The sequence below is a fragment of the Candidatus Arsenophonus phytopathogenicus genome (genome assembly GCF_056113345.1).
In genome coordinates, this window is record NZ_JBUIOB010000017.1 from 1861819 (window position 1) to 1880703 (window position 18885).

The 18885-nt window shown below is 42.4% G+C and carries 22 protein-coding genes and 3 pseudogenes; 24 read left to right on the forward strand and 1 reads right to left on the reverse strand.

Annotation, left to right across the window (positions count from 1 at the left end):
- The first annotated feature begins 7 nt into the window (after window positions 1-7).
- From AC01GB_RS13595 to kdsB, 21 genes and pseudogenes are all read left to right on the forward strand, one after another.
- On the forward strand, window positions 8-181 hold the full coding sequence (locus AC01GB_RS13595; protein ID WP_474452222.1) for a DUF6889 family protein: 174 nt from the start codon (window positions 8-10) through the stop codon (window positions 179-181).
- Window positions 174-2144, forward strand: a pseudogene (locus tag AC01GB_RS13600) (lytic transglycosylase catalytic). Before AC01GB_RS13595 ends, AC01GB_RS13600 begins: the two are co-directional and overlap by 8 nt.
- Window positions 2144-2704, forward strand: a pseudogene (locus AC01GB_RS13605) (phage baseplate protein); the annotation flags it as partial. The pseudogenes AC01GB_RS13600 and AC01GB_RS13605, both read left to right, overlap by 1 nt.
- Before the next feature lie 14 nt (window positions 2705-2718).
- Entirely contained in the window at window positions 2719-3018 is a 300-nt protein-coding gene (locus AC01GB_RS13610) for a phage baseplate plug family protein (protein ID WP_474452223.1), read from the forward strand.
- Window positions 3019-3136: 118 nt separating this feature from the next.
- Window positions 3137-3580 carry a hypothetical protein gene (locus tag AC01GB_RS13615; protein WP_474452224.1) on the forward strand — a complete coding sequence of 148 codons (444 nt, stop codon included), beginning with the start codon at window positions 3137-3139 and terminating at the stop codon, window positions 3578-3580.
- Window positions 3570-4109: a hypothetical protein gene (locus AC01GB_RS13620; protein WP_474452225.1), complete on the forward strand. Its 540-nt coding sequence runs from the start codon at window positions 3570-3572 to the stop codon at window positions 4107-4109. Before AC01GB_RS13615 ends, AC01GB_RS13620 begins: the two co-directional genes overlap by 11 nt.
- Window positions 4109-4861 carry a Gp138 family membrane-puncturing spike protein gene (locus AC01GB_RS13625; RefSeq protein WP_474452413.1) on the forward strand — a complete coding sequence of 251 codons (753 nt, stop codon included), beginning with the start codon at window positions 4109-4111 and terminating at the stop codon, window positions 4859-4861. Before AC01GB_RS13620 ends, AC01GB_RS13625 begins: the two co-directional genes overlap by 1 nt.
- Entirely contained in the window at window positions 4861-5214 is a 354-nt protein-coding gene (locus tag AC01GB_RS13630) for a contractile injection system sheath initiator (protein ID WP_474452226.1), read from the forward strand. The genes AC01GB_RS13625 and AC01GB_RS13630 overlap by 1 nt, the downstream gene beginning before the upstream one ends.
- Entirely contained in the window at window positions 5214-6404 is a 1191-nt protein-coding gene (locus AC01GB_RS13635; protein ID WP_474452227.1) for a baseplate J/gp47 family protein, read from the forward strand. The genes AC01GB_RS13630 and AC01GB_RS13635 overlap by 1 nt, the downstream gene beginning before the upstream one ends.
- A complete protein-coding gene (locus tag AC01GB_RS13640) occupies window positions 6401-7054 on the forward strand; it encodes a DUF2612 domain-containing protein (protein WP_474452228.1) in 654 nt (217 codons plus the stop codon). The genes AC01GB_RS13635 and AC01GB_RS13640 overlap by 4 nt, the downstream gene beginning before the upstream one ends.
- A 163-nt stretch (window positions 7055-7217) precedes the next feature.
- The gene (locus AC01GB_RS13645; protein WP_474452229.1) at window positions 7218-8348 is read left to right on the forward strand and encodes a phage tail protein; all 1131 of its coding nucleotides are present in this window, start codon (window positions 7218-7220) and stop codon (window positions 8346-8348) included.
- A complete protein-coding gene (locus tag AC01GB_RS13650) occupies window positions 8348-8968 on the forward strand; it encodes a tail fiber assembly protein (RefSeq protein ID WP_474452231.1) in 621 nt (206 codons plus the stop codon). Before AC01GB_RS13645 ends, AC01GB_RS13650 begins: the two co-directional genes overlap by 1 nt.
- Before the next feature lie 259 nt (window positions 8969-9227).
- Window positions 9228-9443, forward strand: a complete 216-nt coding sequence (locus tag AC01GB_RS13655; protein ID WP_474452232.1) for a hypothetical protein — start codon at window positions 9228-9230, stop codon at window positions 9441-9443.
- A 101-nt stretch (window positions 9444-9544) separates the two neighbouring features.
- A complete protein-coding gene (locus AC01GB_RS13660) occupies window positions 9545-9766 on the forward strand; it encodes a ComEC/Rec2 family competence protein (RefSeq protein ID WP_474452233.1) in 222 nt (73 codons plus the stop codon).
- Between the two features lie 58 nt (window positions 9767-9824).
- A complete protein-coding gene (locus AC01GB_RS13665) occupies window positions 9825-10163 on the forward strand; it encodes an MBL fold metallo-hydrolase (protein WP_474452234.1) in 339 nt (112 codons plus the stop codon).
- 128 nt (window positions 10164-10291) lie between these two features.
- On the forward strand, window positions 10292-10603 hold the full coding sequence (locus AC01GB_RS13670) for a hypothetical protein (protein WP_474452235.1): 312 nt from the start codon (window positions 10292-10294) through the stop codon (window positions 10601-10603).
- Window positions 10604-10658: 55 nt separating this feature from the next.
- The gene (gene msbA / locus AC01GB_RS13675; protein WP_474452414.1) at window positions 10659-12407 is read left to right on the forward strand and encodes a lipid A ABC transporter ATP-binding protein/permease MsbA; all 1749 of its coding nucleotides are present in this window, start codon (window positions 10659-10661) and stop codon (window positions 12405-12407) included.
- Window positions 12404-13396, forward strand: a complete 993-nt coding sequence (gene lpxK, locus AC01GB_RS13680; protein WP_474452236.1) for a tetraacyldisaccharide 4'-kinase — start codon at window positions 12404-12406, stop codon at window positions 13394-13396. Before msbA ends, lpxK begins: the two co-directional genes overlap by 4 nt.
- Window positions 13397-13772: 376 nt before the next feature.
- Window positions 13773-13994: a cold-shock protein gene (locus AC01GB_RS13685; RefSeq protein WP_474452237.1), complete on the forward strand. Its 222-nt coding sequence runs from the start codon at window positions 13773-13775 to the stop codon at window positions 13992-13994.
- Between the two features lie 127 nt (window positions 13995-14121).
- Entirely contained in the window at window positions 14122-14301 is a 180-nt protein-coding gene (locus AC01GB_RS13690) for a Trm112 family protein (protein WP_474452238.1), read from the forward strand.
- 1 nt (window position 14302) lies between these two features.
- Complete coding sequence (gene kdsB / locus AC01GB_RS13695) at window positions 14303-15052, forward strand: 3-deoxy-manno-octulosonate cytidylyltransferase (RefSeq protein WP_474452239.1); 750 nt, start codon at window positions 14303-14305, stop codon at window positions 15050-15052.
- A gap of 34 nt (window positions 15053-15086) precedes the next feature.
- Here the strand turns inward: kdsB and elyC are convergent, their stop codons facing one another.
- Window positions 15087-15896: an envelope biogenesis factor ElyC gene (gene elyC / locus AC01GB_RS13700; protein WP_474452240.1), complete on the reverse strand. Its 810-nt coding sequence runs from the start codon at window positions 15894-15896 to the stop codon at window positions 15087-15089.
- Window positions 15897-16090: 194 nt separating this feature from the next.
- Here elyC and cmoM point away from each other — a divergent pair.
- The 3 genes and pseudogenes from cmoM to mukE all read left to right on the forward strand — a co-directional run bounded on the left by cmoM (window position 16091) and on the right by mukE (window position 18885).
- Window positions 16091-16863: pseudogene (gene cmoM, locus AC01GB_RS13705) on the forward strand (tRNA uridine 5-oxyacetic acid(34) methyltransferase CmoM).
- An 11-nt stretch (window positions 16864-16874) separates the two neighbouring features.
- Window positions 16875-18197 (forward strand): chromosome partition protein MukF, encoded by a 1323-nt coding sequence (gene mukF, locus AC01GB_RS13710; RefSeq protein ID WP_474452241.1) that lies wholly within the window; start codon window positions 16875-16877, stop codon window positions 18195-18197.
- Window positions 18178-18885: a chromosome partition protein MukE gene (mukE, locus tag AC01GB_RS13715; RefSeq protein ID WP_032116338.1), complete on the forward strand. Its 708-nt coding sequence runs from the start codon at window positions 18178-18180 to the stop codon at window positions 18883-18885. Before mukF ends, mukE begins: the two co-directional genes overlap by 20 nt.

Consider the following 18885-nt stretch of genomic DNA (forward strand, 5'->3'; position numbering starts at 1 on the left):
GGATTCAATGCCGGATGGTAAGGACTTCTTACGCCTTCCTGTTAAGTATGGCTACATTGAATTTGACAAATTGAAAGATGGCTCAATCGATTTGGCAGATTTAGCCGAAATGAATGAGTGGATAGACATCGAACAGGATAACGAAGCGCGAATTGCGCGTTGGAGAAACCACCATGACTAATGCTGAAACGTTGCGAGATTTTCTCATCAGCCTCGGTTTTAAGGTTGATGACAGTGGCATGCGAAAATTTCAGTCCGTTGTTACGGGGGTGAGTGCCAATGTTATCAAAATGGGGGCGACTGTTGAAGGGGCAGCGCTTGCCGTCGTGGGATTTACCATACAAATTGCGGCCGGATTGGATAAAATGTACTGGGCGTCACAGCGTACCGGTGCCAGTGTCTCCGGCATAAAAGCATTCAGGGTATGCCGCCAGTCTCACCGGCAGTAGCGCAGAAGCCGCCAGGGGTTCACTTGAAAATCTTGGCGCGATTTTTAAGAAACAGTCCGGGAGCGGAGGGCTTTTTAAATCGCCTTGGGGTGCAGACCCGTGATGCGAATGGCAATTTGCAGGATATGAGCGCTATTTTCACCCGTGTAGGTAATAAACTGGCCTCCATGCCCTATTACCGCGCCAATCAATATGCTCAACTACTCGGCATTGATGAAAATACCTTGATGGCAATGCGCAGAGGCATTAATGCCTTTTCTGCGGATTACCAGCGGATGCTCAAGCAAACGAGATTTAACGCCGATCTTGCTGCCAAACAGTCAAACCAGTTTATGACCTCGATGAAAGGATTGACGGGGTTATTTGGCATTTTGCGCGATAAAATCGGATCTAATCTAGCGGGGGGATTGAGCAGAGAGATAGACAATCTCCAAAAAAGACTGCTGGATAATTTCCCGAAAATTGAGAGGGTATTAACCCGTATAATCAAAGGCATCATTCAGGCCGGTGGAATGGTGAGTGCGGGTTATCTGGCGAGTCAGTCAGGTGATAGGACAGGTTTTTGATTGGTGGCGCAATTTAGACGAAAAATCTAAAAAACTCATCACTACCTTCAGCGGATTGGCAGCGGCTATCTGGGTGCTCAATCGGGCTTTTTTTGCCTCGCCCATCGGGATTATCACCGGCCTGATTGCTGCTTTACTGTTACTTTGGGAAGACTACCAGACGTGGAAAGAAGGCGGAAAATCCTTTATCGACTGGTCAAAGTGGGAAGGTGAAATCAATCTGGCAAAAGCCGCATTCACCTGGTTAGGCGATAAACTGAATTCACTCGTTGACTTGGTGGGCGGTTGGAAAAATGCACTTGAGCTCGTTGCTGTCTTTATTGCGGGAAGGTGGTTAACCAAGGTATTGGGGGCTTTTGGTCAAATCAAAAAGTTGCCGATGCCACCGTGGATGGCTGGACTCAGCGCTTACATGCTGTATCTAGACCAAGACAAGAATAATATTAAAGCCAGCGCAAGCGCATCATGGGATTATAACACCCGTCAAGTCAAACGCGCGATTGGTGATAGTTTACGGTTTTTTGGCATTGATAATAGCTGGGCGAACCAAAATCAGGGTGGCAATATACCGGATAATATCGCCGATGTCCCGACGGGCGACATGCCACGGGGTATTCGTAACAACAATCCGGGTAATCTGAATTTTGTTGGACAACGCGGTGCAGTACGTGAATCACCTAACGGAAGATTCGCCAAATTCAATACCGCATTTGAGGGCTTACAAGCCCTTTCTTTACAGCTTAACCGCTACGCTGAAAGGGGCTTAAATACCGTTGAAAAAATTATTAGCACCTGGGCGCCTGCCAGTGAAAACAATACCCAGGCTTACATTGAAAAAATATCCGGCAAATTAGGGGTGTCCCCTGACACCGTGTTGAATCTGTCCAATCCGGCGGTCATGACATCGCTGATGTCTGGCATCGTTGAGCACGAAAATGGCAGACAGCCGTATAGCCAGGCAATGCTCTATCAAGCAGCGAATACGGGTATGCGAAATAATATTGACCAGAATATCACGATCAATGTTGAAGGCGCATTAGATCCCCACACTACTGCCAATGCGATTGCCGATAAACAAACGGGCGTCAACGCCAGACTGATTGGACAACTAACTCAGCGAGCCTACTGATGGACGTGCTTTCTACGCTTTTTTCACAACGATCACGCAAAATTGGTTTGCTGGTGCCGGATGTCATTGTCTCCGAAAAACATCACGATACGCTAGAAATCACGGAACATCCGGTTGAACTGGGCGCGGAAATAGCCGATCACGCTTTCAAACGTCCGGCGGAAGTGACCATGGAAGTGGGTTTTTCAAGTGGGGGATCGCTGCTGGATTTTTGGGACACGGCAAAAGTGGATATTCGCGCAGGGCTAAGCGCGCCGGAAATCTACCAGCATATTTTAGCGCTTCAGGCCAGCCGTCAGCCATTTGACGTCATAACCGGTAAGCGCAAATACCAGAATATGCTCATTCGTGCTATCGAGGTGACCACCGACAAACACACGGAAACCGTGTTGATGGCGATACTAACCTTGCGAGAGCTGAATATCACCCAAATCCAAACGGTTAATATCAAATCTACTGATGCAAAAAATATGCGAGAAGGTAATACAACCGGTGGTGTGAGCAATACGGGTATGAAAACGCCAAAAACCGTTGATAATCGCAGCCTTTTAGACCGAGGTTTAGGATTCCTGAAATGGAAATTAACGAAATACCGCTTACCCCCACCAACCAGCAATTTACGATTAAGCTATCCGATACCGTGTGGCAATTTCGCCTTATCTGGCGTGATAGCGCTGGCTGGGTGCTGGATATGCTCACGGTTGATAATCAACCGGTGATACAAGGTATTCCGCTAGTTGTGGGTGAAAATCTGCTTGCGCAATATAGCTACCTTATCACTGAAGGAAAACTTGTTTTGCTATCGGATGAGGAAAGCGACATAAACGAGACTACACTGGGCACAACTGTAAAATTGTACTGGATAACCGATTGAGGCCAAAAATGACAAAAGAAGAAATTACTGACTTTCAGTTTTTATCGCCAATATTAACGCAAAATAAATACGCCCATATTATTAATGCGCTGGCAGATAAATAAGTGAATCTATCGCCATGTCAAAAAACTGGATACGAAAATGCTCACTGATTATCTCTGATGAAAAAGGTGAAGGTATTGAGCTGTCGCAGTTTCGCGCCACCTTCAATATCACGTGGCCAGATACGCGTTACCCTCGTACGGGGGTGTTCAAAGTCTGGAATCTGAGAAAAGAAACCGTCAGTCAAATTCAGGCGAAGGAGTTTGTTAACATTCAGCTCATGGCAGGCTATCAGGATAATACGGGTCTGATATTTGCCGGTAAAATCCGCTATACCATTTCAGGCAGAGATAACCCCACCGATACTTTTGTCATTGTTCAGGCGATTGATTCGCACGAGGCGTATGACTACGCCACGCTCAATACCACCTTAAGTGCAGGGCATACACAGGCAGAGCAGCATAACACGTTACTCACAGGGCTTGCCCCTTTACGGGATTGTCAAAGGGGTGACGCCTGAGTTTGATAATACCCGCTTTCCACGGGGTAAAGTCTATTTTGGTATGGTTAGGGACGCTGCTGATAATCTGGCGGGGCAATGCCTTGCCTCATGGCAATATCTTAACGGCCAGCTCGTGATGGTGCCAGAAAACAAATACGTTCAGGAGGCAATTGTGCTTAATAGTGCAACCGGCTTGATTGGCTTGCCGCAACAAACGATTGAGGCGGGGGTGAATGTGCGTTGTTTGATTAACCCAAACATTCAAATCAATGGACTTATCCGTCTTGACCAGGCGTTAATCTATCGCACGATGTTACCCGGCAGTGATATTGCTACGGGGGATAGCAAGGTAAGCGAAAGCGATGACGGCAGCTTAAGGCAAACGAAAGGCACGGTCGCACAACCGGCCAGTCTTTCTACCGATGGCGATTATGTGGTGAAAAACATCACGTATACGGGCGATACGCGCGGCAAGCCGTGGTACATGGATTTGGTGTGTATTGCGAAAGGGTCAAATGATAGAATCGATATCAAGAAGGTGGGATGATGGCAATTTCCGTATCAGCGCGCACAGGTGACCAACAACAACTACTTAAAGTCTTCAGTCATGCGATTTCTTCACAACTTCGCGTCGGAATGCCTGGTATTGTGCAGTCATTCGATGCCCGCAAAGTCACTTGTGTTGTGCAGCCGGCGATTAGGGGAACCTTAATGGATAGCCAAGGACATGTGCAGTCGGTGAACTTACCGCTACTGGTTGACGTGCCCGTTGTGTTCCCGCGCGGTGGCGGTGTGACAATGACCTTCCCCATCAAAAGCGGTGATGAATGCCTGGTGGTCTTTGCGGATAGATGCATTGACTTCTGGTGGCAAAATGGCGGGATACAGGAAGCGATTGACCCAAGACAGCATGATTTATCGGATGCCTTCGCTTTTATCGGTCCACAATCGCAAGCGAAAACAATAAGCAACATCAATCAGAGTACCATGCAGTTAAGAAGTGATGATGGCGCCACGTATTTTGAATTAAATCCATCAACGCAAAAAATTAAAATTGTTGCCCCTGGGGGCTTTGAAATCGTGACACCCGAAGCGACTTTTTCTGAAAAAGTCACCATCAAAGGGTTATTGAGTTGGTTAGGTGGTATGGTGGGTTCGACGGCCTCCGGTGTGGCTGCAAAAATCATCGGTGCGATTGAATTTTTGGGCACATTGACCGCCAACGGCAAACGGATTGACGACACCCATACCCACAAAGGCGTCAAAGCCGGTGGGGACCATTCAGGCGAGGTGAATTGATGCGCTATCGACGGGAAACAAACAATAGCGACTACGGATTTGGTCAAGGGGACAACGCGTTTTTAACCAACAGCCCTGATGCCGTCGCCCTTGCGATTAAAACCCGCCTATCTCTCTGGCAGGGGCAATGGTTTTTAGACCGTGAAGAAGGGACCCCCTGGTTACAATCGGTATTAGGAAAGCCCTATCTTGATGCTTATGGGATTGCTATCAAAGAGCGAATACTGGATACACAAGGGGTGAGCACGATAACCGATTTTAGTGTTAGCCAAAATCCAATAACGCGGAAACTGACTATTAGCGCAAAAGTACAAACACACTACGGCGAAACTTCTTTTACCTACGAGGCATAATGTTCAATCTTGATACGTTAGGGTTGTCAGCGAAAGTGACTGACGACGGCATCAGTGCGCCGGATTATCAGACCATACTGATGCGATTAACCCACTTTTTTCATGAAATTTATGGGCAGGATGTGTATTTAGCGCCGGATAGCAAAGACGGCCAGATGATAGCCATTTATGCTTTAGCCATTCATGATGCCAATAATGCGCTCATTACTACCTATAACAGTTTTAGCCCTAATACGAGTAAAGGTGCCGCACTGTCTAATAATGTGGCGATTAATGGCATTTCACGCCAACTATCCGGCTATTCCAATGTGGATGTCGTACTAATCGGTCAGGTGGGTACGGTGATACAAAATGGCCGCGTGCGCGATAAGAACGGTAATCTGTGGCGCTTACCTAAAAATGTAACGCTGGGCACCCATGGCGAAGCGACGGTGACGGCGGTTTGTGGGGTTGCAGGGAGTGTTACGGCATTGGCAGGAGAAATTACCGAGATAGCCACACCCACGCGAGGATGGCAAACGGTGAACAATCCCAAACCCGCAACACAAGGCAGACCGATTGAAACGGATAATCAGTTACGGGAAAGGCAGCGAAAATCGGTCTCCCTCCCTTCCCGCACGGTACTAGAAGGCATACAGGGCGCGATTAGCCTTATATCGGGGGTGACGAGACAACGCGGTTTTGAAAATGACACTCGTGACACAGACAAAAACGGTATCCCTCCACATTCCATTGCGCTGATAGTCGATGGTGGCGATGTCAACACGATTGCCATCACTATTGCCCAAAAGAAAACACCCGGCGCGGGCACGTATGGTGATACCGCCGTGACAGTGAAAGACCTTTACGGCATGTCCCCCACAATTCGCTTTTCACGCCCCAAAACGGTTGATGTACACGTTGAAATCACCTTAACGGCGTTTTTGGGATTTACCACGTTGACAGGCGATAAAATCCGGCAGCGTGTCAGCGAATACATAAACCAACAACTGATTGGAGACAATCTGTATCTGACACGCCTGTATTCACCGGCAAATCTGCCTGGTGATGAAGAAGGGAAAACGTTTGATATCACGGCGCTAAAAATCGGGAGAACAGAAGCAGCGGTCAAAGAAGAAAATCTGATTGTGGCTTTCAAGGAAGCCGTCAGTTGTCGTGAGACTAACGTCAAACTGGTGGTGACCTCATGAGAGATTACGCCGAATACATCACCCCGCAACATCGTCAAGCGGAAAAGTTTACACAACATGTTGCGCTGATGACACGCGCGCTAAGTGATATTTCAGCCTTAGCTGAGCAGCTAAACCGTTTTTTCAGTATTGATCGGTCAACGGGTCACCAACTGGATGTCGTCGGCGAATGGATAGGCTTGTCGCGCTTCGTCAAAACGCCGATAACCGGCGTTTATTTTGCCCTGGATACGGAAGGGGTGGGCTTTGACCAGGGAAGCTGGAAACGACGCTTTGACTCGGACAGTGGTTTTACAGAGCTCGATGATGATACCTACCGCTCTATACTACGGGCCAAGATTCGTTCCAATCACTGGGACGGCACCTGCGAAATGCTGGCCGATATTTACCAGGGGGTAATCCCTAATGAGTCCGTGAAAATATTTTTCACCGACAATCAGGATATGTCGATGGAGGTGTATCTGACGGGCGGCGTTGTGCCGGAGGTGGTAAAGGCCGTTATCCGACAGGGCTATCTCAATATCAAGCCAGAAGGGGTGAAACTCAATGCCTACACCGGTTCCGAAGGGGATAACGGCATTTTTGGATTTGATGTCAACAATCGTTATATCGACGGCTTTGATGTCGGTAGTTGGTCAGTCAAATTATAGGAAATTAACATGTGTGAAAAACTCAAAGCGGTACTTTATGCCGCTGCAAGTGTGATGGATATTTGGCCAGCACGGGATTACTCCGAAGTGGTAGAAAAATTAAGGAATATTAATGGCAAAAAATGAAATTTTACCGTTTGGGATTGCGGACGGGGCTAACGTATTGCCGGCAGAGGAGTATGAAAAACTCACCGCACGCACTAACGGTTTTAATGCAGGGGTGGCACGTTCGCAGGAACTCAATACCGTCTGGCGGCAGGCATCGATGATAGCGCACGTGGTGGCGCAATTTATTGCGGAGACCAATAACAGTGATGTACTGGACGACGGCAACGTTGACAAACTGAAAGCCGGACTCATTAGTGCTTTATCGAAAAACGTTAATGATACCGTGCCAGCTGCCACAAAAACCGTGGCAGGGATAACGAAACTCAGTAGTGCGACGAATAGCGATGATGAAACGCAAGCCGCCACACCCAAAGCGGTCAAAGCCGCTTATGACTTGGCGAAAACGGTGAGTATTGATGAAATCAACAAGAAACTCGACAAAGCAAGCGTCCTGCAGACGACGGGGGATTCGACCGACAAAGTGCTGAGCCAAAAAGCCTGTGACGACAACTATGCCAAGAAAAATTCACCGGAAGTACTCAGAACCGGCAATATCGTTATCAAAAGTGGCAAAGACTACTCCGGCCTGATGATAGAAAGAAAAGATGGTGTTGTGTGCGCGCTTCAAACTTCTCCTAATAGTGCGTTTTTTGCCTATGGAAAAGGAATAATCAATATTCCATACAACGCGAATGGCACACTGGCATTAACCGCGGATGTTGACGCGATTAACAATTATCCGGTTGGCGCGCCGATTCCTTGGCCACACGCCACCGCACCGGATGGGTACTTTGTGTGCCGAGGTCAGACGTTCACGACAGTCGACTATCCCCAATTAGCCCTCGCTTACCCTTCTGGGATATTGCCGAATTTGTGCGGTGAATTTATTCGAGGTCTGGATTTAGACGGACACGCTGACCCAGATAGAAAAGTACTAAGCAATCAAGGGGACGCTATACGCAATATCACCGGACGTATTGGCTATGTGCGCCGCGGGTGGAATTGGTCTCCTGTTGCCGAGGACGGTGCCTTTAGAGTAGACACGTATTTCAACGCAAAATCCTCTGGCGGGGATAATGATGATTGGGGTGGTGTCGCTTCTTTTGATCCTTCTCGTGTTGTCCCCACCGCACACGAAAACCGACCACGAAATATCGCATTTTTATACATAGTGAGGGCTGCATAGTGAAATACAGTACAGAAATACCCAAAGCGGAAATCGATGAAAACGGTTTCGCTAAAAACCGAGGCTGGATAAAAACCTATATGTCGAGGCATGAACCGCCGTATGAATATTTTGGCGCGACAATGGAATTAGTGTACAAAGGGGTTAGTGTCAGCCAATATTCGTATATCGATGCGCCAGAGCTTCCCGATAATGACGACATTGCTGTTGTTCGCAGTGCTGACGGCACCCAGTGGCGATACGTGCCAGACCACCGCGGCAAGACGGTATACAATACCTTCAATCGTGCTTCCTATACCGTTGATTACCCCGGCGAGATAAAAACCGGCTTTACCTTGTTAGCACCCGCGACGAAATTCGATAAATGGGATGGCAAAAAATGGGTAACGGATACTCAGGCAATAAAAGCAGACCAAATCAACACCGCAAATCAAACAAAACACCAGTTAATCGACGAAGCGGAATCAAAAATCACCTTGCTTGACCGTAAAGTACGTTTAGGGATGGCGACCAATAGTGAAAAAACCGCGCTACGGGCCTGGGAAATGTACAGCGTGAAACTGAATGATATTGACACCACCACTGCGCCAGATATTGACTGGCCGAAAAAGCCAGAATAGACATAACAGCCCCATTCAAGGGGCATCCTATTACCAACGTTGGAGGAAGTTGTTAACTATTAGTTGTTGGTTGAGTGTAAGTGGTTTTTTTTGAAAGACTGCGGTTTTATTCTTTGCGTTATGGCAAAGATAGCACGTGAGGGGTAGAAAAATAATTTGTACATAAATGTGTATATAAAAATAATTTAAGATGAATTTATTATATTTAAATTATTGATTAATATGTTTTATACAACATAATATTTCATTTATTAAAAAAATGAAATTATTAAGTCAGCAAGAACAACGTCATTTAGCCATTATTGAAGATAGTTTAATTAATAGGGATAATAATATTCGAATAAAAGTAAGGTTGTTAATCAATAATAAAGAATCATTTCCGATATTGTATGCTTATCTTCAGTTTAAGCCTAATGCTCTGACCAAAAATAATTTTTTTGTGCCGGACAAAAACTCACTTTTTCTGGACGGTTAAAACCCGTTCATAGTTTATTAAATGAAGGTGGGTTTGATTTACAACGTTATGCCATAAGTCAACGCTTGCTAGGAACGTTTAAGGTTCAAAACTTTACTATATTGAATAAACACTGTTCTTTAAGGCAAAAGGTAATTGCAGCGTCGGTTAATGTTATCAGTAAATATCATAATCAGGCGGTGATTTATGCTTTAATGTTTGGGAAACGTGGATTATTAGAACCCGTATTAAGGCAACAATTGCAACGAACCGGTATTGCGTATTTGATGGCTATCTCAGGTTTAGATATTAGCATGGCTTATTATTTTATGTTGGCAGTTTAGTTGGTTTGTGTAGTATAAATTGCTGATAATAATGTTAATTTATTGGTCAATCACGACCATGAAACAAAGCGATTTGGTTCTTTGGCGATTGATTATGTTAGATGTGGGGCATGGATTAGCAATTATTATTGAGCGACAGGGAAAAGTGTTAATTTATGACACCGGTATTTCATGGAAGAAAAACAGTATTGCTAATAGTACTATTTTGCCTTATTTACGATATCATCGTTTAACACCTGAAGGCGTTATACTTAGTCATAATCATATCGATCACACTGGTGGGGTAGTGGGTTTATTATTAACCTATCCTGGATTAAAGATCAGAAGTCACTTTGATAAAAAATCATTTTCCATGCCATCGAGGTATTTATTGGCAATGGCAGAAATTACATTTTGAAGTATTATGGCCAATAGTTGATCAAAAAAAATCACATAATAATGAATCGTGTGTGATAAAAAAATAGTGATGGCTATCATTCGGTTATTTTATCTGGCGACATTGAAAAAACAGCGGAGAAAGAACTCGTGCGTCTAGCAATAGCAAATTTGCCGGCTAATTTATTACAAGTTCCTCATCATGGTAGTAATACTTCGTCGACGATGGCGTTTATTCAAGCAATTAAACCGCAATATGCACTTACTTCTGTTGCACGTTATAGCCGTTGGCGTTTACCTTCTGATAAAGTACGCCAACGATATGAGAATATAGGGGCAAATTGGCTGAGTACAGCGGAATCAGGGCAAATTATATCGCAGCTCTATTTTGATAAAATTGAAATAATGCGTTATAGACAGGAAGTTTATCCTCGCTGGTATCATCAGCAGTTTGGTATTTAGAAATTTCTCAAGTAAAATAAACGGCTTATTTTTATGGGTATTTAATAAGACAATGATAATGAATGATAAAGATCTTTCTACATGGCAAACATTTCGCCGACTATGGCCTATGATTTTGCCATTTAAACTGGGATTAAGTGTGGCTGCTGTTGCGTTAATTATTAACGCTGCCGGCGATGCATTCATGATCTCTTTATTAAAACCTTTGCTTGATGAAGGTTTCGGTAAAGCTGATAACAGCACACTAAAATGGTTATCCATTGCTATATTGGGGCTAATGCTGATAAGAGGGATATCGAGTTTTATCTCCAATTATTGTATTGTCTGGGTTTCTGGTAAAGTTGTAATGAATATGCGTAGGCGTTTGTTTGGTCATATGATGGGGATGCCGGTTTCTTTTTTTGATCAGCAGTCGACAGGAACTTTACTTTCTCGCATAACGTATGATTCTGAGCAAGTCGCTTCATCTTCCTCTAGCGCTTTAATCACTATTGTTCGAGAAAGCGCTTACATTATCGGTCTGTTTGGGCTGATGTTTTATTACAGTTGGCATCTTTCACTAATATTAATTGTTATTGCTCCTATTGTTGCGCTAACCATTCGCTCGGTTTCTAAACACTTTAGGAATATTAGTAAAAGTATGCAAACTGGCATGGGACAAGTAACTGCTAGTGCGGAACAGATGTTAAAAGGCCATAAGGAAGTTTTGATTTTTGGTGGACAAAAAGTTGAAACTGAGCGTTTTAGCAAAGTGAGTAATCATATGCGTCGGCAAACGATGAAAATGGTGACGGCATCTTCTATTTATGATCCTATTATCCAACTGATAGCCTCTCTAGCATTAGCATTCACGCTTTATATCGCGAGTTTTCCTGAAGTTATGCAAACATTGACAGCAGGCACTATCGGTGTGGTTTTTTCATCCATGTTTGCATTAATGCGCCCATTAAAGTCATTAACAAATGTTAATGCACAATTTCAAAGAGGTATGGCCGCATGCCAGACATTGTTTACCATTTTAGATATGGAGCAGGAAAAAGACGAGGGTAAGTTAACCTTAAAAAAAGCGAAAGGTGAAATAGAGTTTAAACATGTTACCTTTAAGTATGCAACAAAAGAGCATCCTGCATTACATGATATCTGTTTTAAAATACCGGCAGGGAAATCCATAGCCCTAGTCGGACGATCAGGTTCAGGAAAATCGACTATTGTGAATCTAATTACCCGCTTTTATGAGGTTAATGAAGGTCAAATACTGCTTGATTATCGTGATTTACGTGAATACACTTTAAGCTCTCTACGCAGTCAAGTCGCACTCGTTTCTCAGCATGTATATCTTTTTAACGATACTATTGCCAATAATATTGCTTACGCAACCGATGGTCGTTTCAGTCGAAAAGCGATCGAAAAAGCCGCTAAGATGGCTTATGCAATGGACTTTATTCAAAAACTGGATAATGGACTAGATACCGTTATTGGTGAAAATGGTGTAACGCTTTCTGGTGGGCAGCGGCAACGAATTGCGATTGCGCGTGCTTTATTACATAACTCATCTATATTAATTCTTGATGAAGCTACATCTGCACTTGATACTGAGTCAGAGAGAACGATTCAGGCAGCATTGGACGAATTACAGAAAAATCGGAGTTCGATTATTATTGCCCATCGTCTTTCGACAATAGAAAATGCAGATGAAATTTTAGTTATTCAGGATGGTAAAATTATTGAACGAGGTACCCATCAAACTCTACTTAAGTGCGATGGGGCATATGCTCAACTTTATAGCACGCAATTTAAACAATGATTCATAAAATATGGTTAGGTGGTTCGTGGCTATATCTTTTGCTACTACCGTTGTCGATATTATATGGCATGATTATTGGATTAAGACGCCTTGGCTATCATTTAGCAATTTTCTCTAGTTGGAAAGCGCCGATACCTATTATCGTTGTGGGTAATTTGACTGTCGGCGGTAATGGTAAAACGCCGGTTGTTATTTGGTTAGTTGAGCAGCTTTTATCACGGGGTTATCGTGTTGGTGTTGTATCCCGTGGATATGGCGGTAAAGCAACTTCTTATCCGCTATTAGTTAATGAAAGTATATCAATAAAAGAAACCGGCGATGAACCTGTGTTAATTTATCGACGAACTTCTGTGCCAGTTGCAGTTTCCCCTAAACGAGTAGACGCAGTTAAGATGCTACTAAAGCAACAAAAACTGGATGTTATTATTGCTGATGATGGTCTTCAGCATTACGCACTACAAAGGGATTTTGAGATCGTTGTTATCGACGGTATCCGTCGTTTTGGCAATGGTTGGTTGCTGCCTGCTGGTCCATTACGAGAATGTCAATATCGTTTGAATACCGTTAATGCTGTTATTACTAATGGTGGTATCGCTAAGTATGGGGAGATTGCCATGCAGTTAACAGGCGATATTGCTATCAATATGTTGACCGGTGAAAAACGCCCAGTCTGTGAGTTGGAGCAAGTTGTTGCCATTGCAGGAATTGGGCACCCAGCACGTTTTTTTTCAAGTCTTGAACAAAAAGGAGTGCCATTAATTGCAACACACGTTTTCGCTGATCACCAGAGTTATGAGTTTTCTAAACTAACAACCTTAGTGACTGAACATCAAACATTATTAATGACTGAAAAGGACGCAGTGAAATGTTTTCATTTTGCTCAATTAAATTGGTGGTATCTGCCAGTAAATGCTCAACTTGCACAGCCTGGTGCAGGAAAAACCCTTTCCGCCATTAGTGAATTGGTCAAGTCTGGTAAAAATGCTTGAAATAATAACATTATCATGTTAACTATAAGTGGAATCTAGTTAGGAATGTAGTGACTTCATTTCAATTATACCACGCCAGCTATTATTTCATTAATAAAAAATCCTTTAATTTTATTTAGTATCAAATCTGATTGATAAACTCTAGTAATGAATAATTTGGCATGTGTTATGTTGTTTGATGTTTAAACAAATCCTAAATATCACCAGACACTACTGAGTTGGTGTTTTTTTAATATAATAATACTACTCTGACATTAAGGGTATTTGGTGAAAGAAAACATGGGGTTTCTATCGAAAGCTTAATAAAAGAGTAGGGAGCACTAGGCACTAGGAGAAAATGAAATTTTGTCACCTAGTGAACAAAAGGAGTTTTATTATGAAATTACAATTACAAATGGGTCGCGTCAAATGGTTTGATGTAAAAGAAGGCTATGGATTTATCTCCCCAGTGAATGGCGGTCAAGATATCTATGTTAATCGTCGAGCTATTGCGAACACTAAAAATAAATGGCTTAAAGAAGGCCAGTGTGTTGAATTTTCAGTTACGCGTAACGCTTATGGCATTGCTGCCGCTGATGTTATCGCTTATGAATTTTAACCTAATGTTAGCTGCCAATTTGTCAGATTACTGACAAATACACATTAGAGCAGATATTAAAGTTAACGGTGATGCATGCTTATGCTATTCTGGTTTCATCTTAAATTACGTTTTTGATGAGGAATATATGGATCTCCGTCTACTTGATATCATTGTTTGTCCTATTTGTCATGGCAAACTAGTCTATGATAAACAAAATTTAGAGCTTATCTGTAAATTTGATCATCTTGCTTATCCTGTGCGTAATAACATACCGGTATTATTAAAAGAAGAAGCTCGTGAGTTGCCTTTAGATGAAGAAAAGTAACATGTTTACAGTTATTATTCCGGCGCGTTTTGCTTCTAATCGCTTACCGGGCAAGCCGTTAGCTGATATTCATGGCAAACCTATGATTATTAGAGTAATGGAAAAAGCGCTAATGTCAGATGCGACGCGAGTTATTGTGGCGACTGATCATCAGGCCGTATTTGATGTGGCGCAATCGGCCAATGGAGAGGTTTGCATGACCGACGTTGACCACCAATCAGGCACTGAAAGATTAGCGGAAGTTATTGAAAAATATAAATTCTCTGACGATGAAATTATTATCAATGTACAAGGTGACGAACCTTTAATCCCACCAGAAATAATTAATCAATTAGCTAGTAATCTGATGCTAAATAATGTCGGCATGGCAACATTAGCGGCACCGATAAATGATCCACAGGAAGTATTTGATCCGACTATTGTCAAAGTTGTGACGGATAAACAGAGCAATGCCTTATATTTTTCCAGAGCGGCTATTCCCTGGGAACGTGATCGCTTTGCCGTTAGCAAAATGGAAATTGGCCAGCATTTTTTGCGTCATATCGGTATTTATGCTTATCGTGCCGGTTTTATTCGTCGTTATATCCAATGGTCGATAAGTCCGTTAGAGACGATAGAAATGCTTGAGCAGCTACGTGTACTGTGGTACGGCGAAAAAATTCATGTAGCCCTGGCAGTTAAAACACCAGGACCTGGGGTTGATAATCAGCAGGATCTCGATGCTGTTCGGAAAGCATTTTTCCCTAGTTAAAATTATTCTGATGTCACCAATTATAAAAAGCTATCTATTCCACTACATTGGAACTGAGCATTAGAGGTTGGGTATTGTCAATTTTTATCGACTGCCATATTGAGCCAATAAATTCATACCAAGCGCGTTCTGAGTGGGAAAAAAAGTGAATCGATGGGAAAAATTTTTCCCAGGGTTGTAATGGTGAGGTAATAGCAAGTTGATTGGCGGGTGCTGTAATGGGATGCATATTTCTAGCTATAAAGAAACGTTCAGCGCGTGCCATATGGTTAGCTGAAGTCACCAATAGAAAAGGTTGCTGGCCAACGATTTTTTCTACTTCGAAGGCTTCTTCTTGGGTATCTCTGGGGGCGCTTAAGGTAATTATGGCTGTTTCTGGTACCCTTAACGATAGTGCGACTTTTGCTGCCACTTCAGCATTACTGATTAAATTGTTACCGCGCCCGCCAGTAAAAATTAATTTAGCCCTTGAATATTGAGAATAAAGGCGAATTCCTTCCGTCACTCTAGCCAGGCTATTATTAATAAGGTTAGCGCTTGGCGGCCAATCAGGGTTGTAAGTAAATCCTCCTCCAAGTACAACGATATATTGGATGTTTTCTTTTTTAGGGTGCAAAAGTTCATAGCGTTTGTTAAACACACCTTCTGACGATAGTAGTAATTTATCAGCGACAGGTTGTAGACTTAGTAACAAAATAGTTAACCAACTAAAAGAGACTAAACATTTGCCACTTTTTTGCCAATGAGTGAACCAAAGTAGTAATAATCCGATAAAGCTAATTAAAATAAGGAGAGGTAATGGCATTAAAAGCGCACTAATGTATTTTTTTAATGTAAACAGCATGTTTCAATCCTAGTTAATCAATTTATCGAGTATAGTATAATTTAATCATATAGATAATAGTTAATAAATTGTTAATATAGAAATCATTTTCAATGAAAATATTATTTTTTTATTAACAATATGTAGGTTGAATAGATATTTTTATCGTTAATGGCGATTAAGTTTTATAATAGTGGTTATCGGGGTATTTTTTCATGGTAGATCGCAATTTTGATGATATTGCAGATAAGTTTACACAAAATATTTATGGTACAACCAAGGGAAAAATACGCGAAGCTGTTATTTGGCAGGATCTTAACTCTTTGCTTGATTTATTACCCAATAAGCCGTTAAAAATATTAGACGCGGGTGGGGGGAGAAGGTTTTTTTGCAAGCAAGCTGCGATGGGGCATCAAGTTATTGCTTGTGACATTTCGGCAACAATGCTTGAACGCGCCAAATTATTGGCTAAAGAAAAAAATAAGCCATAACATGTAATTCATTCACTCTTCCGTTCAAAATATTACGCAATATTTAACAGAAATGGGAGCAGTTGATTTAGTATTGTTTCATGCAGTTATTGAATGGATCAGTGAACAAAAATCTGCAATAAAAACCCTAGCAGATATAATTAACCTAGGTGGCGCATTTTCTATCATGTTTTATAATGCGAATGGGTTGGTGATGAGAAATGCTGTATTAGGTAACTTCCATTTAGCGACACCTAATATTCAGCGACGCCGCAAACGTTTACTTACTCCTCTAAATCCGTTATTACCAGAAACAGTATATCAATGGCTTGCAGAATTTGATTTTAGAATAGTTGGTAAAACAGGTGTACGGGTTTTTTCATGATTATCTACAAAGCCGTCAGTTACAAAATAAAGATTTTCCGGCGTTGCTTGCTTTGGAGCAGCGTTATTGTCGACAACACCCCTATATTGATCTGGGGCGCTATATTCATGCTATGGCATGCAAGTCTATGTGAAAGGATGAATTATGGGTGAATTTTCTCAGACTGTTCCGGAATTGGTATCCTGGTCGCGGAAAAATGATTTTTCAATCTCATTACCTGCTGAGCGTCTGGCCTTTTTATTGACTGTTGCTGTTCTTAATAGTGAGCGGCTCGATGGCGAAATGAGTGAAGGTGAATTAATTGATGCTTTTCGTGAAGTCAGTAAAGGATTCGAGCAGACTGCAGAAACGGTTACTGCCAGAGCTAATAATGCCATTAATGATATGGTAAGGCAGAAATTATTTAATCGTTTTTCAAGTGAAATCATTGAAGGCAATGCAATTTACCGTTTAACGCCACTTGGTATAGGCATCAGTGATTATTACATTCGCCAGCGGGAATTTTCTTCCTTACGTTTATCTATGCAACTTTCGATAGTAGCTGGTGAATTAAGTCGAGCTGCGGATGCCGCAGAAGAAGGGGGAGATGAATTTCATTGGCATCGCCATGTCTTTGCGCCATTAAAATATTCGGTGGCAGAAATTTTTGACAGTATTGATATGTCACAGCGTGTGATGGATGAACAGCAAAATAGTGTAAAGGAAGACATCTCCGCATTACTCAGTCAGGATTGGCAGGCAGCGATTGCCAATTGTGAACAACTTTTAACGGAAACTTCCGGTACATTACGTGAATTACAAGATACGCTAGAAGCGGCTGGTGATAAATTACAGACTAATTTGTTACGTATCCAAGAGGCCAATATGAATGGAGGTGGTTCAGAATTGGTTGATAAGCTAGTATTTGATCTACAAAGTAAGCTTGATCGAATTATTAGCTGGGGGCAACAATCTATCGATCTCTGGATTGGCTATGATCGCAATGTGCACAAATTCATTCGTACTGCCATCGATATGGATAAAAATAGAATATTTTCGCAACGCCTGCGCCTCTCGGTGCAAAATTATTTTACCGATCCTTGGGTATTAACGGTAGCCAATGCCGAACGATTGTTTGATGTGCGTGATGAAGATCTGGTATTGAGTAATGAAGAAGTGACGGGTGAATTGCCAGCTGAACTGGAATATGAAGAATTTAATGAGATTAATGAACAACTGATTGAAATAATGGAGCAGGCATTGGCTGGTTATAAGAAAGATCAGCATCCATTGGATATTGGTTTGATATTACGTGACTACTTAACTAAATATCCACAGAAACGGCATTTTGATGTTGCGCGTATTATTGTCGATCAGGCAGTTAAGTTAGGTATAGCAGAAGCGGATTTCTCAGGTATCCATCCTGAATGGTTAGCGATTAATGATTACGGAGCCAAGGTACAGGCACATGTCATCGACAAATATTGAACAATTTATGCCAGTAAAGTTGGCACAAGCTTTAGTCAGCTCCCTTTTTCCTGAATTGGATAGCCAGCTTCGAGCTGGGCGTCATATTGGCATTGATGATCTGGATAATCATGCCTTTTTGATGGATTTTGAACAGGAATTAACGGCTTTTTATGCTCGCTATAATGTTGAGCTGATCCGTGCGCCAGAAGGTTTTTTCTATTTACGTCCACGTTCGACCACATTAATTCCTCGCTCAGTTTTATCTGAATTAGATATGATGGTTGGCAAAATTCTTTGTTATCTTTATTTAAGCCCGGAAAGACTTTCGAATCAGGGTATTTTTACTGCGCAGGAACTGTTTGAAGAACTATTGTCACTAGCGGATGAAAGTAAACTACTGAAGTTTGTCAATCAGCGCTCAACAGGGACGGATTTGGATAAACAAAAATTACAAGAAAAGCTTCGCACTTCGCTTAATCGCCTACGCCGATTAGGAATGGTTCATTTTTTACAAAATGACAGTCACCGTTTTATGATCACCGAATCTGTCTTTCGTTTTGGTGCTGATGTGCGTAGTGGTGATGATCCACAGCAAGCCCAATTACGGATGATCCGTGATGGTGAAGCTATGTCGTTAAAAGATAACTTATCGTTAACAGATAACGAAAATAATGATAATGACAAAGATGAAGCGGAGGATGAATAG

Excerpts from the sequence above, each read along its gene's own strand:
- AC01GB_RS13595 (WP_474452222.1), top strand. The coding sequence starts at position 8 with ATGCCGGATGGTAAGGACTTCTTACGCCTTCCTGTTAAGTATGGCTAC.
- AC01GB_RS13630 (WP_474452226.1), top strand. The coding sequence starts at position 4,861 with ATGCGCTATCGACGGGAAACAAACAATAGCGACTACGGATTTGGTCAA.
- mukF (WP_474452241.1), top strand. The coding sequence starts at position 16,875 with ATGGGTGAATTTTCTCAGACTGTTCCGGAATTGGTATCCTGGTCGCGG.
- elyC (WP_474452240.1), bottom strand. The coding sequence starts at position 15,896 with ATGCTGTTTACATTAAAAAAATACATTAGTGCGCTTTTAATGCCATTA.
- AC01GB_RS13615 (WP_474452224.1), top strand. The coding sequence starts at position 3,137 with ATGTCAAAAAACTGGATACGAAAATGCTCACTGATTATCTCTGATGAA.
- lpxK (WP_474452236.1), top strand. The coding sequence starts at position 12,404 with ATGATTCATAAAATATGGTTAGGTGGTTCGTGGCTATATCTTTTGCTA.
- AC01GB_RS13685 (WP_474452237.1), top strand. The coding sequence starts at position 13,773 with ATGAAATTACAATTACAAATGGGTCGCGTCAAATGGTTTGATGTAAAA.
- mukE (WP_032116338.1), top strand. The coding sequence starts at position 18,178 with ATGTCATCGACAAATATTGAACAATTTATGCCAGTAAAGTTGGCACAA.
- AC01GB_RS13665 (WP_474452234.1), top strand. The coding sequence starts at position 9,825 with ATGAAACAAAGCGATTTGGTTCTTTGGCGATTGATTATGTTAGATGTG.
- AC01GB_RS13690 (WP_474452238.1), top strand. The coding sequence starts at position 14,122 with ATGGATCTCCGTCTACTTGATATCATTGTTTGTCCTATTTGTCATGGC.
- AC01GB_RS13625 (WP_474452413.1), top strand. The coding sequence starts at position 4,109 with ATGGCAATTTCCGTATCAGCGCGCACAGGTGACCAACAACAACTACTT.
- AC01GB_RS13640 (WP_474452228.1), top strand. The coding sequence starts at position 6,401 with ATGAGAGATTACGCCGAATACATCACCCCGCAACATCGTCAAGCGGAA.
- AC01GB_RS13610 (WP_474452223.1), top strand. The coding sequence starts at position 2,719 with ATGGAAATTAACGAAATACCGCTTACCCCCACCAACCAGCAATTTACG.
- kdsB (WP_474452239.1), top strand. The coding sequence starts at position 14,303 with ATGTTTACAGTTATTATTCCGGCGCGTTTTGCTTCTAATCGCTTACCG.
- AC01GB_RS13655 (WP_474452232.1), top strand. The coding sequence starts at position 9,228 with ATGAAATTATTAAGTCAGCAAGAACAACGTCATTTAGCCATTATTGAA.
- AC01GB_RS13635 (WP_474452227.1), top strand. The coding sequence starts at position 5,214 with ATGTTCAATCTTGATACGTTAGGGTTGTCAGCGAAAGTGACTGACGAC.